The organism is Pseudomonas berkeleyensis (genome assembly GCF_014109765.1).
Taxonomy (GTDB): domain Bacteria; phylum Pseudomonadota; class Gammaproteobacteria; order Pseudomonadales; family Pseudomonadaceae; genus Aquipseudomonas; species Aquipseudomonas berkeleyensis.
Genome location: NZ_CP059139.1, coordinates 4,481,228 through 4,494,118 on the forward strand (window position 1 = coordinate 4,481,228; position 12,891 = coordinate 4,494,118).

Genomic DNA, 12,891 nt, shown 5'->3' on the forward strand with positions numbered 1-12,891 from the left:
AAAGCAGAAGCCGGTGCGCACGGCGCCCCCTACGCCAGGACTTCCAGGCGGCGAACCAGGGCGATCCCTTCAGGGCTGATCTCGGCGCCGTAGGCCAGCACCTCTACACCCGCAGACTTGGCTTCGCGCAGACCGGCAGCGTAAGTCGGGTCGATTTCCTCGGCCGCACGTACAGCGCGGATGCCGGACAGGTTGACGCAATACAGCTGCACGGTACGCACACCGTCACGCGCCAGCGCAGCCAGTTCACGCAGATGCTTGGCGCCACGCAGGGTCACGGCATCGGGAAAGGCCGCGACGTCACTGCCGTCGAAGCCCAGGGTGACACTCTTGACCTCGACGTAGACTGGCCCATCCGGGTAGTCCAGGCGAAAGTCCGCACGGCTATTCTCCACGCCGTAAGCCACCTCGCGCCTGAGCGCGGTGAAGCCGACCAGCTCACTGATCAACCCGGCACGCAGCGCTTCCTCCACCAGCGCATTGGCCCGCGCGGTATTGATGCAAGCCAGGCGCCCCTGAGGGGTCTCGCTGATCTCCCAGCTACCCGGCAGTTTGCGCTTGGGATCGTTGCTGCGGCTGAACCAGACGCGGCAGCCCTCGCTCATGCAGTTGAGCATCGAGCCCGTGTTGGCGCAGTGAATGGTCATCTGCTCGCCGCTGGCAGTCTCGATATCGGCAAGAAAGCGCTTGTAGCGGCGCAGCAGACGCCCCTCTTCCAACGGCGGATCAAAGCGCATCGGGGTTCCAGCTCTTCAAGCCACGCGCGATACGTTCGACCGCCTGCTCCAGACGCTCGACATTCTGCGTGTAGGCAAAGCGCACATGGTGCCCCGCCTGGTAGCGACCGAAGTCCAGGCCCGGAGTGAACGCCACATGCTCGGTCTCGATGAAGTGGCGACAGAAGGCGAAGGCATCGCCACCGAAGGCACTGATATCGGCATATAGATAGAAGGCCCCTTCGGGCTCCACGGCGATGCCGAAGCCCAGCTCGCGCAGCGCTGGCAGCAGGTAGTCGCGACGACGCTGGAATTCGTGACGGCGCTCCTCGAGGATCGCCAGCGTCGCCGGCTCGAAGCAAGCCAGCGCAGCATGCTGGGCCATGCTCGGTGCACTGATGTAGAGGTTCTGCGCCAGCTTTTCCAATTCAGGCACGGCATTGTCGGGTGCGACCAGCCAACCGAGGCGCCAGCCGGTCATGCCGAAATATTTGGAGAAACTGTTGAGGACGAAGGCGTCGTCATCCACCTCCAGCACGCTGGCCGCATCACAGCCGTAGGTCAGGCCGTGGTAGATCTCGTCCACCACCAGATGACCGCCGCGTTGTTTGATGCAGTCGGCCAAGGCACCCAGCTCGTCCTTGTGCAGCAGCGTGCCGGTCGGGTTGGCTGGCGAGGCAACCAGCGCACCGACGCTGTCGCCATCCCAGTGCCGCTCGACCAGTTGCGGCGTCAGTTGGTAACGCACGTCCGGGCCGACCGGCACCAATTGAGCGGCGCCTTCCACCAGGCGTAGGAAGTGGCGGTTGCACGGATAGCCAGGGTCGGCCAGCAGCCAGTGCTTGCCTGGGTCGACCAGCAGGCTGGCGGCCAGCAACAGCGCGCCCGAGCCACCCGGCGTAATAAGGATGCGCTGGGGATCGATATTCAGCCGGTACCGCTCGGCGTAGAACCCCGCGATGGCCTCCCTCAGTTGCGGCAGCCCCCGCGCAGCGGTGTAACGGGTATGCCCCGCGGCCAATGCGGCCTGACCGGCACGAATGATCGGATCAGCGGTGGTGAAATCCGGCTCGCCGATCTCCAGGTGGATGACGTCGTGGCCGGCGGCCTGCAGCTCGTTGGCACGCGCCAACAGGGCCATCACATGAAAGGGTTCGATGGCGCGACTGCGCCCGCTGTAGAGCTGAGCCATGGGTCTATCTTCACGGTTGCGAGGCGCGGATTCTAGCAGGGCTGCTTCAGGCCGCGGCAAGGACAGGAAGCGCCGCCGCGCTTGACGCCCAGTCCCATGCAGATTTCGTTCACACCCCGGACAAGCTGGAGACAACCGGGAGTAGCGCGCCCCGATTCGATCTGGTAAGTTCGCCCGCTTGCAGCCGCAGGGCCAGGACAAATGCCTGGCAATGGAATACCCTGCGCGATGGATTTGAAAGAGTGAGAGGCGTCATCCATGCCCACAAAAGAAAAAGCCAAAAGCACCAGCCAGCTGATTCGTGGTTTCGAGCCTTATCCAGAGAAGAAGGGCGAGGAATACATGAGCGAGCCGATGCGCGCTCACTTCACCAGCATCCTCAATAAGTGGAAGCTGGAGTTGATGCAGGAAGTCGACCGTACCGTGCACCACATGCAGGACGAAGCGGCCAACTTCCCGGATCCGGCCGACCGCGCCAGCCAGGAAGAAGAATTCAGCCTGGAACTGCGTGCCCGTGACCGCGAGCGCAAGCTGATCAAGAAAATCGACGAGACCCTGCAGCTGATCGAAGACAACGATTACGGCTGGTGCGACTCCTGCGGCGTGGAGATCGGCATTCGCCGCCTCGAAGCCCGCCCGACCGCCACGCTGTGCATCGATTGCAAGACGCTGGCGGAAATCAAGGAAAAGCAGATCGGTTCCTGATCTGACGACGGGGCGCTTAGGCGCCCCGCTCTGTTTCTGGCCTTAGCTCCATGAACGCAGCCTATATAGGGCGCTTCGCCCCCACGCCCAGCGGCTACCTGCATTTCGGCTCGCTGGTCGCTGCACTCGCCTCCTACCTCGATGCCCGCGCCGTTGGCGGCCGCTGGCTGCTGCGCATGGAGGATCTCGACCCACCACGGGAAGTACCCGGCGCTCAGGATGCGATCCTGAAGACCCTGGAAGCCTACGGTTTCGAATGGGATGGGGAAATGGTACGCCAGAGCGAGCGACACGCAGAATATGCCGCCGTGATAGCCCGGCTGTTCAGCCAGGGACTGGCCTATGCCTGCATCTGCTCGCGCAAGCAGCTCGAAGGTTACGCCGGTATCTATCCCGGTTTCTGCCGTAACGCCTGCCACCCTGATCATGACGCAGCCATCCGCCTGCGCGTACCGGAACTGGACTATCACTTCGTCGACCGCGTGCAGGGCGAGTTCCGCCAGCACCTGGGCCGCGAGGTGGGCGATTTCGTGATTCGCCGTCGCGACGGCCTGTTCGCCTACCAGCTCGCGGTGGTGCTCGATGATGCCTGGCAAGGTGTTACCGATGTGGTACGCGGCGCCGACCTGCTCGACTCCACGCCGCGCCAGCTCTACCTGCAGGAATTGCTCGGGTTGCCGCAGCCGCGTTACCTGCACGTGCCGCTGATCATCCAGCCGGACGGCCACAAGCTGGGCAAAAGCTACCGTTCGCCACCGCTCCCTTCCGACCAGGCCGGGCCACTGCTGCTGCGCGCCCTGCGTGCGCTGGGTCAGCAACCGCCAGCCGAGCTGCAAGGTGCCGCCCCCGCCGAGTTGTTGGCCTGGGGCATCGCCAACTGGGATGCCACACGCATTCCACGCAGCCGCACCCTGGCCGAAGCGCAATTGAGGTAGGGTGCGCCACGCGCATCGATGAGCGCCAAGCCCGCTATTCCGGTCTCGGTGCGCACGGCGCACCCTACATGCAAGCCTCAAGTTTGTGGCTTGGGATGCGCGGCATCCTTTACCATCGCGGCATCTATCGACGAGATGTCACATGTATATCTACCGACTGGTTTTGATCCTGGTAGTGGGGATCTACCTGTTCTCCCCCGCCATCATGGACTGGTGGATCGATCACAATGGTGCCTGGTACCGGCCCTACTTGCTGTGGCTGATCCTCATCGTCGTGACCTTCATTCTTCAGAGCCAACGCGATGCTGACGAGCTTTAGCCTGAGCGAGCTGATCCTGATCAGCGCCGGCTACCTTCTGGTTCTGTTCGGCGTTGCCTGGCTCAGTGAACATGGCTTGATCCCACGGCGGATCATTCGCCACCCGCTGACCTACACCCTATCGCTGGGCGTCTACGCCAGCGCCTGGGCCTTCTATGGCACGGTGGGCCTGGCCTACCAGTACGGTTATGGCTTCCTCGCCAGTTACCTGGGGGTTTCCGGCGCGTTCCTGCTGGCGCCGGTGCTGCTCTATCCGATCCTGCGCATCACCCGCACCTATCAGCTGTCATCGCTTGCCGATCTGTTCGCCTTCCGCTTCCGCAGCACCTGGGCTGGCGCACTGACCACGCTGTTCATGCTGATCGGCGTGCTACCGCTGCTGGCCCTGCAGATCCAGGCGGTAGCCGACTCCATCGGCATCCTCAGCCGCGAGCCGCTACAGGAGAAAGTGGCGCTGAGTTACTGCGGCCTGATCATCCTCTTCACCATCCTGTTCGGTGCACGCCATATCGCCACCCGCGAGAAACACGAAGGCCTAGTATTCGCCATTGCCTTCGAATCGTTGGTCAAACTGATCGCCCTCGGCGCCATCGGCCTCTATGCGCTGTACGGTGTATTCGGCGGCCCGCGCGAGCTGGAGCTGTGGCTGGTACAGAACCAGGCGGCGCTGTCGACGCTGCATACACCGTTGCAGGAAGGCCCGTGGCGCACCCTGCTGCTGGTGTTCTTCGCCTCGGCCATCGTCATGCCGCACATGTACCACATGACCTTCACCGAGAATCTCAACCCACGCGCCATGGTCAGCGCCAGCTGGGGCCTGCCGCTGTTCCTGCTGCTGATGAGCCTGGCCGTACCACTGATCCTCTGGGCCGGCCTCAAGCTCGGCGCCACCACCAACCCTGAATACTTCACGCTCGGCCTGGGCATCGCGGTGAACAGCGAAACGCTGGCGCTGCTTGCCTATATCGGAGGGCTTTCGGCCTCCAGCGGCCTGATCATCGTCTCGACCCTGGCACTCTCGGGGATGGCACTCAACCACCTGGTGCTGCCGCTGTATCAGCCGCCGGCCGAGGGCAACATCTACCGCTGGCTGAAGTGGACACGCCGCGCGCTGATCGCCTTCATCATCATGGCGGGTTACGGCTTCTATCTGCTGCTCGGCGCACAGCAGGATCTGGCCAACCTGGGCATCGTCGCCTTCGTCGCCACGCTGCAGTTCCTACCCGGCGTGCTGTCGGTGCTGTATTGGCAGACGGCCAACCGCCGCGGTTTCCTCGCCGGGTTGCTGGCGGGGATCAGCGTCTGGGCGCTGACCATGCTGCTGCCGCTGCTGGGCAACCTGGAAGGTCTATACCTGCCGCTGTTCAACGTCATCTATGTGCTCGACGATGCCAGCTGGCACCTGGCAGCCATCGCCTCGCTGGCCGCCAACGTGCTGGTATTCACCCTGGTGTCACTGTTCACCGAGGCCAGCCCCGAAGAGAAGAGCGCCGCCGAGGCCTGCGCGGTAGACAACGTGCGTCGCCCGCAACGACGCGAACTGGTGGCCATCTCGCCGCAGGACTTCGCCGCGCAACTGGCCAAACCGCTCGGTGCCAAGACCGCGCAGCGCGAAGTGGAACAGGCCCTGCGGGATCTACACCTGCCGTTCGACGAAGGCCGCCCTTATGCCCTGCGTCGCCTGCGCGACCGTATCGAAGCCAACCTTTCCGGCCTGATGGGGCCGAGCGTGGCGCAGGACATCGTGGAAACCTTCCTGCCCTATAAATCCGGCAGTGAAGGCTACGTCACCGAGGACATCCACTTCATCGAGAGCCGCCTGGAGGACTACCAGTCGCGCCTGACCGGCCTGGCCGCCGAACTCGATGCGTTGCGTCGTTACCACCGCCAGACCTTGCAGGAACTGCCAATGGGCGTGTGTTCGCTGGCCAAGGATCAGGAGATCCTGATGTGGAACCGCGCCATGGAGGAGCTCACCGAGATTCCCGCGCAGCGCATCGTCGGCTCACGTCTGTCGGCCCTGGCCGAACCCTGGCAGAGCCTACTGCAGAACTTCATCGAACTGCCTGACGAGCACCTGCATAAACAGCACCTGGCGCTGGATGGACAGACCCGCTGGCTGAACCTGCACAAGGCCGCCATCAACGAACCCCTGGCGCCGGGTAACAGCGGCCTGGTGCTGCTGGTCGAGGATCAGACCGATACGCAGATGCTCGAAGACAAGCTGGTGCACTCCGAACGCCTGGCCTCCATCGGCCGCCTGGCCGCCGGCGTGGCGCACGAGATCGGCAACCCGATCACCGGCATCGCCTGTCTGGCACAGAACATGCGCGAAGAGCGCGAGCACGACGGTGAACTGACCGAAATCAGCGGACAGATTCTCGAGCAGACCAAGCGCGTGTCGCGCATCGTCCAGTCCCTGATGAGCTTCGCCCACTCAGGCAGCCACCAGCGCAGCGATGAACCGGTATGCCTGGCCGACGTGGCGCAGGACGCCATCGGCCTGCTGTCACTGAACAAGCGCAACTTCGACATCCACTTCTACAACCTCTGCGATCCGCAGCACTGGGCCTGTGGCGACCCACAACGCCTGGCGCAGGTACTGATCAACCTGCTGTCCAATGCGCGCGACGCCTCACCGCCCGGCGGCGCCATCCGTGTCCGCAGCGAGGCCAGCGAGCATACCGTCGATCTGATCGTGGAAGACGAAGGCAGTGGCATTCCTAAGGCGATCATCGACCGCCTGTTCGAACCCTTCTTCACCACCAAGGATCCAGGCGAAGGTACCGGTCTGGGCCTTGCGCTGGTCTATTCGATCGTGGAAGAGCATTATGGACAGATAACAATCGACAGCCCGGCTGACCCCGAGCGCCAATTGGGCACTCGAATTCGGGTCACCCTACCGAGGCATGTCGAGGCGACGTCCGTAGCGATGTAAACAGCGAGAGAGGCTGCCCATGGCACCTCCGTGACCGTCGAGAGACCGAATTGATGCCACATATTCTTATCGTCGAAGACGAAACCATTATCCGCTCTGCCTTGCGCCGCCTGCTCGAACGTAACCAGTACCAGGTCAGCGAGGCTGGCTCGGTACAGGAAGCCCAGGAGCGCTACAGCATTCCGACCTTCGACCTGATCGTCAGTGACCTGCGCCTGCCCGGCGCGCCCGGTACCGAACTGATCAAGCTGGCCGAAGGCACGCCGGTGCTGATCATGACCAGCTACGCCAGCCTGCGCTCGGCAGTGGACTCGATGAAGATGGGCGCGGTCGACTACATCGCCAAACCCTTCGATCACGATGAGATGCTGCAGGCCGTCGCCCGTATCCTGCGCGACCGTCAGGAAGCCAAGAGCGCCCCGGCCAGCGCAAGCCCCAGCGCCACGCGCAGTGCTAGCAGCGAAAAGGCCGCCGATAACGCCAATGGCGAAATCGGCATCATCGGCTCCTGCGCCGCCATGCAGGAGCTCTACAGCAAGATTCGCAAGGTTGCCCCCACCGACTCCAATGTACTGGTACAAGGCGAGTCCGGCACCGGCAAGGAACTGGTCGCGCGAGCCCTACACAACCTCTCGCGCCGCGCCAAGGCGCCACTGATTTCGGTGAACTGCGCGGCGATTCCGGAAACCCTGATCGAGTCCGAACTGTTCGGCCACGAGAAAGGCGCATTCACCGGCGCCAGCGCTGGTCGCGCCGGCCTGGTGGAAGCGGCCGACGGCGGCACGTTGTTTCTCGACGAGATCGGCGAGCTGCCACTGGAAGCCCAGGCGCGCCTGCTGCGCGTACTGCAGGAAGGCGAGATCCGCCGGGTCGGCTCGGTACAGTCGCAAAAGGTCGATGTGCGCTTGATCGCCGCGACCCACCGCGACCTCAAGACCCTGGCCAAGACCGGCCAATTCCGTGAAGACCTCTATTACCGCCTGCACGTGATCGCCCTCAAACTCCCGGCACTACGTGAGCGCGGCGCCGACGTGAGCGAAATCGCCCAGGCGTTTCTGGTGCGCCAATACACCCGCATGGGCCGCGAGCCGCTGCACTTCGCCCACGATGCGGAACAGGCCATCCGTCACTACTCCTGGCCCGGTAACGTTCGTGAGTTGGAGAACGCCATCGAGCGTGCGGTGATCCTGTGCGAGGGCACGGAGATTTCCGCCGACCTGCTGGGTATCGATATCGAGCTGGACGATCTGGACGACGAAATCTTCGGCCTGCCCGGCCTCCCCAATCAGCCGGGTAACAGCAGTCATGAGCCGACCGAGGATCTATCCCTGGAGGACTACTTCCAGCACTTCGTGCTCGAGCATCAGGATCACATGACCGAGACCGAGCTGGCCCGCAAGCTCGGCATCAGTCGCAAATGCCTGTGGGAACGCCGTCAGCGCCTGGGCATCCCGCGCCGCAAGTCCGGTGTGACCAGCGGTTCTTGACCTTTCGCCCCGGTGACAACCGACCTGCGCACAGGTTCCACAGGTTGTTACCGATTCAATATTCCGTAACAAAGGTCGGGTCTATCGGTAACGAAAACCCGGCCCTCCCCCCGACTCACATCACCCAACAAAACGCGCAAACCCTTGATTTACAAGGAATCGTAAAAACTGGCACGGCAACTGCTTTATCTCTGGCACAACAACAATAACAAGCAATGCCCTACACAATAAGAACAAGACGAAACGACTCCAGAACAACAAAAACAATAAGGACGGAGGCGCAGCTAACTGATTCTTTTGGAGAGGAGTTGCCTCAGGGGTTCGCCCCTTACGACCAGGCTGAGAACAATAAAACTGCCCCAAGGCAGCGCCGGAACTGGTTGGAACATGGCAGCATCAGCGTCCAAAGAAATCCGTTTGCTATTGGCTCCCCTCTCTAGGGAGCACCCGGTAAGCCACGGCAAGCCGGGAAGGGCCAAACAACAAAAACAACAGGCCCTCAATAACAATAAAAACAAAGCACGCACCAACTTGGGGGGGAGCTTCGGCTCCCCCAGTAGCTTCCGGTTCCCGGATCCCCGCCTGCCGCCTCTCTACACACCTTCTCCCTACACGATGCTAGAATCCGCAGCAATCATGCGGTCATCGTTTCGCATGCCGTTGAAAAAGTCGTTGCCAAGGCAAGCCGCTCTTAGCGCTGCGACGCCCGTGCCGGCAGTTTTTCAACAGTATGCGGGGCTGGCCGACCACTACTCCAAACAGTGCATCCCATGCTGAAAAAGCTGTTCAAGTCTTTCCGCTCACCTCTGCGCCGCGCCGCTCGTCCACGCAGCACCCCTGAAGTGCTGGGCAGTCGACAACATCCGCTCAATCGCAACGAGATCAGTCGCCACGCCATCAGCGTGGTCGAACGCCTGCAGAAAGCCGGTTATCAGGCCTATCTGGTCGGCGGCTGCGTGCGCGACCTGCTGCTGGATATCGATCCGAAGGATTTCGATGTCGCCACCAGTGCCACGCCCGAGCAAGTGCGCGCCGAGTTCCGTAACGCACGGGTGATCGGTCGCCGCTTCAAGCTGGTTCACGTGCACTTCGGTCGCGAGATCATCGAAGTCGCCACCTTCCGCGCCAATCATCCGCAGGGTGAGGAAGAGGAAAACAGCAACCAGGCCGCGCGCAACGAGAGCGGTCGTATCCTGCGCGATAACGTCTACGGCACTCTGGAAGACGACGCCCAGCGCCGTGACTTCACCATCAATGCGCTGTACTACGACCCGACCCAGGAACACATCCTCGATTACGCCCGCGGCATGCACGACGTGCGCAACCATCTGGTGCGGCTGATCGGTGACCCCGAGCAGCGTTACCTGGAAGATCCGGTGCGCATGCTCCGGGCAGTACGTTTCGCCGCCAAGCTCGATTTCGATATCGAGAAGCACAGCGCCGAACCGATACGCCGCCTGGCACCGATGCTGCGCGATATCCCCTCGGCGCGTCTGTTCGACGAAGTGCTCAAGCTGTTTCTCGCCGGTTACGCCGAGTACACCTTCGATCTGCTGCTCGAACACGACCTGTTCGCTCAACTGTTCCCGGCCAGCGGAGAAGCGCTCAAGCGCAACCCCGAGTACACCGAGAAGCTGATCCGTCAGGCGCTGATCAACACCGATGATCGCGTCCATGAGGGCAAGTCGGTCACCCCCGCCTTCCTCTTCGCAGCCATGCTCTGGCCAGCCCTTCCAGCCCGTGTGCTGTACTTGCAGGGCAAGGGCATGCCACCGATCCCCGCCATGCAGGAAGCCGCTCACGAGCTGATTACCGAGCAGTGCCAGCGCATCGCCGTGCCCAAGCGTTTCACCATTCCTATCCGCGAAATCTGGGATATGCAGGAGCGCCTGCCAAGACGCAGTGGCAAACGCGCCGACCTGCTGCTGGAGAACCCACGCTTCCGCGCCGGTTACGACTTCCTTCTGCTGCGCGAACTGGCCGGCGAAGATACCGGTGGCCTGGGCGAGTGGTGGACCGAGTACCAGGATGCCAACGACAGCCAGCGCCGGCAGATGATCCGCGACTTGGCCGGTAAACCCGAGGCCGCGGGCAACGCCCCACGCAAACGCCGGCGCAACAACAACCGGCGCAAACGCAGTGACGACGGCAGCGCCGCCGCAGAATGATGGAACGGGTTTATATCGGACTGGGCAGTAACCTGGAAACGCCCCGTCAGCAGTTGCAGGAAGCCCTAGGCGCTCTTGCCCGTCTGCCGCATAGCCAGTTGGCAGGCCGTTCCTCGTTATACGCCAGTGACCCGCTAGGCCCAGCGGATCAACCGCGTTACGTCAACGCCGTGGCAGCGCTGGATACCGAACTGGAGCCCTGGCAGTTGCTCGATGCCCTGCAACGCATCGAGCAGGAGCAGGGCCGCGTACGCAAGGCCGAACGCTGGGGGCCACGCACCCTGGATCTGGACATTCTCCTGTTCGGCAATCGGGTGATTTCAGATGAGCGCCTGACCGTACCGCACTACCATATGCACGCCCGCCCCTTCGTGCTCTACCCACTGGCCGAACTCGACCCCGAGCTGGAGTTGCCAGATGGACGCCACCTGCGCGAACTACTGGCTGCCTGCCCGTTCACCGGGCTGGAACGCCTGCCCGAGTGACACTGCGCTGTTGCGTGGCCCACTCCACTTCGGCTTCCGGGCAGCGCACAGCACCCGGTCTAACGTCTGTCGCCATCGCGCAGCCGCTCTAGCCTGAAGCCTGGCCGCCCACATTGGCGGTAACGCCAGTAACAGAGCGGTAACACCCGCAATTGACTTCAAGCCCCCCCATCAGGACTATAGGCGTCCCGTCGCCCAGCGCCGGGCGCACCTTTATGCCAATCCAGGCCGGATTGCAGCCAGATAGAAGCCGTACACCGAGCCTGAGCGAGGATCCTTGAAATGCCTGACGTTACCCTGACCACCCTGCAAAGCCTGAAGCAGAACGGTGAAAAGATCGCCATGCTGACCGCTTATGACGCCACCTTCGCCCAAGCCTGCTGCCAGGCCGGTGCCGAGGTGCTACTGGTCGGCGACTCCCTGGGCATGGTGCTACAGGGCCACGACAGTACCTTGCCGGTCAGCGTCGATGAGATGGCCTACCACACCGCCAGCGTCAAACGCGGTAACCAGGGCGCGCTGATCATCAGCGATCTGCCGTTCATGGCCTATGCCACTACCGAACAGACCCTGCTCAACAGCGCCAAGCTGATGCAGGCCGGCGCGCACATGGTCAAGCTGGAAGGCGCCGGCTGGCTGGCCGAACCGATCCGCCTGCTGGCCGAGCGCGGTGTGCCAGTCTGTGCCCACCTCGGGCTCACGCCACAAGCGGTGAACATCCTTGGCGGCTACAAGGTGCAGGGCCGCCAGGAGGCGCAGGCACGCCAGATGCGCGCCGATGCCATGGCACTGGAGCAAGCCGGTGCGGCCATGCTGCTGCTCGAATGCGTACCCAGCGAATTGGCGGCCGAGATCACCCAGGCGGTGAAGATTCCGGTTATCGGTATTGGCGCCGGCCCAAGCACCGACGGCCAGGTGCTGGTACTGCACGACATGCTCGGCCTGTCGCTCTCGGGCCGTGTCGCCAAGTTCGTACGCAACTTCATGGAAGGCCAGGACAGCATCCAGGGCGCCCTGAGTGCTTACGTGAAAGCGGTCAAAGATGGCAGCTTCCCCGCAGCCGAACACGGTTTCTCGGCATGAATACGGTCAAGACCCTGCGCGAGCTGCGCGCCGCGGTGGCCCAGGCACGCGCCGAGGGCAAGCAGGTCGGTTTCGTACCGACCATGGGTAACCTGCACGCCGGCCACGTTTCCCTGGTGGAGATCGCCTCACAGCGTGCCGATTTCGTGGTTGCCAGCATCTTCGTCAACCCGCTGCAGTTCGGCGCCGGTGAAGATCTCGACAACTATCCGCGCACCCTGGTTGCCGACCAGGAGAAACTCTTCGCCGCAGGTTGCCACCTGCTGTTCCATCCGGACGTCACGGAAATGTATCCGCATGGCATGGACAGCCAGACGCGCGTCACCGTACAGGGCGTGTCCGAAGGGCTGTGCGGCGCCAGCCGCCCTGGCCATTTCGAGGGCGTGGCCACCGTCGTCACCAAGCTGTTTCATATGGTGCAGCCGGATCTGGCCGTGTTCGGCGAGAAGGACTACCAGCAACTGGCGGTGATTCGCACACTGGTGCGCGACCTGAACATGCCGATCCAGATCATCGGCGCGCCCACCCAGCGCGCCGAGGACGGCCTGGCGCTGTCTTCGCGCAACGGTTACCTCAGCGCCGAGCAGCGCGCCACCGCGCCCGTGCTCTACCGCGGCTTGCAGGGTATCGCTGACGAACTGAAACGCGGCGCGCGCGATTACACTAGGCTGATCGAGAACGCCCAGGCGCAGCAACGCGAAGCCGGCTTCGTCCCCGACTACCTGGAAATCCGCAATGCCATCAGCCTGCGTCCGGCCGCCATCGACGATCGCCACCTGGTGGTGCTGACCGCAGCACAGCTGGGGAAAACCCGCCTGATCGACAATCTGGTCGTTGAACTGCCTGGCCAGTAGCAGCGTCCA

The 12,891-nt window shown here is 62.9% G+C and carries 11 protein-coding genes; 9 read left to right on the plus strand and 2 right to left on the minus strand.

Annotation, left to right across the window (positions count from 1 at the left end; genetic code table 11):
- Nucleotides 1-29 precede the first annotated feature (29 nt).
- On the minus strand, nt 30-737 hold the full coding sequence (gene sfsA / locus HS968_RS20775; RefSeq protein ID WP_182368499.1) for a DNA/RNA nuclease SfsA: 708 nt from the start codon (nt 735-737) through the stop codon (nt 30-32).
- Nucleotides 727-1,908 carry a pyridoxal phosphate-dependent aminotransferase gene (locus HS968_RS20780; protein WP_182368500.1) on the minus strand — a complete coding sequence of 394 codons (1,182 nt, stop codon included), beginning with the start codon at nt 1,906-1,908 and terminating at the stop codon, nt 727-729. The genes sfsA and HS968_RS20780 overlap by 11 nt, the downstream gene beginning before the upstream one ends.
- A gap of 258 nt (nt 1,909-2,166) precedes the next feature.
- Here HS968_RS20780 and dksA point away from each other — a divergent pair, with 258 nt between their 5' ends.
- The 9 genes from dksA (at nt 2,167) to panC (ending at nt 12,882) form a co-directional block, all read left to right on the plus strand.
- Nucleotides 2,167-2,613, plus strand: a complete 447-nt coding sequence (dksA, locus tag HS968_RS20785; RefSeq protein ID WP_013716970.1) for an RNA polymerase-binding protein DksA — start codon at nt 2,167-2,169, stop codon at nt 2,611-2,613.
- Between the two features lie 50 nt (nt 2,614-2,663).
- A complete protein-coding gene (gluQRS, locus tag HS968_RS20790; protein ID WP_119694612.1) occupies nt 2,664-3,548 on the plus strand; it encodes a tRNA glutamyl-Q(34) synthetase GluQRS in 885 nt (294 codons plus the stop codon).
- 142 nt (nt 3,549-3,690) lie between these two features.
- The gene (locus tag HS968_RS20795) at nt 3,691-3,867 is read left to right on the plus strand and encodes a hypothetical protein (protein ID WP_106742752.1); all 177 of its coding nucleotides are present in this window, start codon (nt 3,691-3,693) and stop codon (nt 3,865-3,867) included.
- A complete protein-coding gene (locus tag HS968_RS20800; RefSeq protein ID WP_119694611.1) occupies nt 3,851-6,805 on the plus strand; it encodes a sensor histidine kinase in 2,955 nt (984 codons plus the stop codon). The genes HS968_RS20795 and HS968_RS20800 overlap by 17 nt, the downstream gene beginning before the upstream one ends.
- A 53-nt stretch (nt 6,806-6,858) precedes the next feature.
- Entirely contained in the window at nt 6,859-8,292 is a 1,434-nt protein-coding gene (locus tag HS968_RS20805) for a sigma-54-dependent transcriptional regulator (protein WP_182368501.1), read from the plus strand.
- Between the two features lie 770 nt (nt 8,293-9,062).
- Nucleotides 9,063-10,460 (plus strand): polynucleotide adenylyltransferase PcnB, encoded by a 1,398-nt coding sequence (locus HS968_RS20810; RefSeq protein WP_182368502.1) that lies wholly within the window; start codon nt 9,063-9,065, stop codon nt 10,458-10,460.
- A complete protein-coding gene (gene folK / locus HS968_RS20815; RefSeq protein ID WP_119694608.1) occupies nt 10,457-10,945 on the plus strand; it encodes a 2-amino-4-hydroxy-6-hydroxymethyldihydropteridine diphosphokinase in 489 nt (162 codons plus the stop codon). The genes HS968_RS20810 and folK overlap by 4 nt, the downstream gene beginning before the upstream one ends.
- Nucleotides 10,946-11,227: 282 nt before the next feature.
- A complete protein-coding gene (gene panB / locus HS968_RS20820; RefSeq protein ID WP_182368504.1) occupies nt 11,228-12,028 on the plus strand; it encodes a 3-methyl-2-oxobutanoate hydroxymethyltransferase in 801 nt (266 codons plus the stop codon).
- Nucleotides 12,025-12,882: a pantoate--beta-alanine ligase gene (panC, locus tag HS968_RS20825; RefSeq protein ID WP_119694606.1), complete on the plus strand. Its 858-nt coding sequence runs from the start codon at nt 12,025-12,027 to the stop codon at nt 12,880-12,882. The genes panB and panC overlap by 4 nt, the downstream gene beginning before the upstream one ends.
- The last annotated feature ends 9 nt before the right edge of the window (nt 12,883-12,891 follow it).

Excerpts from the sequence above, each read along its gene's own strand:
- HS968_RS20810 (WP_182368502.1), top strand. The coding sequence starts at position 9,063 with ATGCTGAAAAAGCTGTTCAAGTCTTTCCGCTCACCTCTGCGCCGCGCC.
- HS968_RS20805 (WP_182368501.1), top strand. The coding sequence starts at position 6,859 with ATGCCACATATTCTTATCGTCGAAGACGAAACCATTATCCGCTCTGCC.
- sfsA (WP_182368499.1), bottom strand. The coding sequence starts at position 737 with ATGCGCTTTGATCCGCCGTTGGAAGAGGGGCGTCTGCTGCGCCGCTAC.
- gluQRS (WP_119694612.1), top strand. The coding sequence starts at position 2,664 with ATGAACGCAGCCTATATAGGGCGCTTCGCCCCCACGCCCAGCGGCTAC.
- HS968_RS20800 (WP_119694611.1), top strand. The coding sequence starts at position 3,851 with ATGCTGACGAGCTTTAGCCTGAGCGAGCTGATCCTGATCAGCGCCGGC.
- HS968_RS20795 (WP_106742752.1), top strand. The coding sequence starts at position 3,691 with ATGTATATCTACCGACTGGTTTTGATCCTGGTAGTGGGGATCTACCTG.
- dksA (WP_013716970.1), top strand. The coding sequence starts at position 2,167 with ATGCCCACAAAAGAAAAAGCCAAAAGCACCAGCCAGCTGATTCGTGGT.
- panB (WP_182368504.1), top strand. The coding sequence starts at position 11,228 with ATGCCTGACGTTACCCTGACCACCCTGCAAAGCCTGAAGCAGAACGGT.
- panC (WP_119694606.1), top strand. The coding sequence starts at position 12,025 with ATGAATACGGTCAAGACCCTGCGCGAGCTGCGCGCCGCGGTGGCCCAG.
- folK (WP_119694608.1), top strand. The coding sequence starts at position 10,457 with ATGATGGAACGGGTTTATATCGGACTGGGCAGTAACCTGGAAACGCCC.
- HS968_RS20780 (WP_182368500.1), bottom strand. The coding sequence starts at position 1,908 with ATGGCTCAGCTCTACAGCGGGCGCAGTCGCGCCATCGAACCCTTTCAT.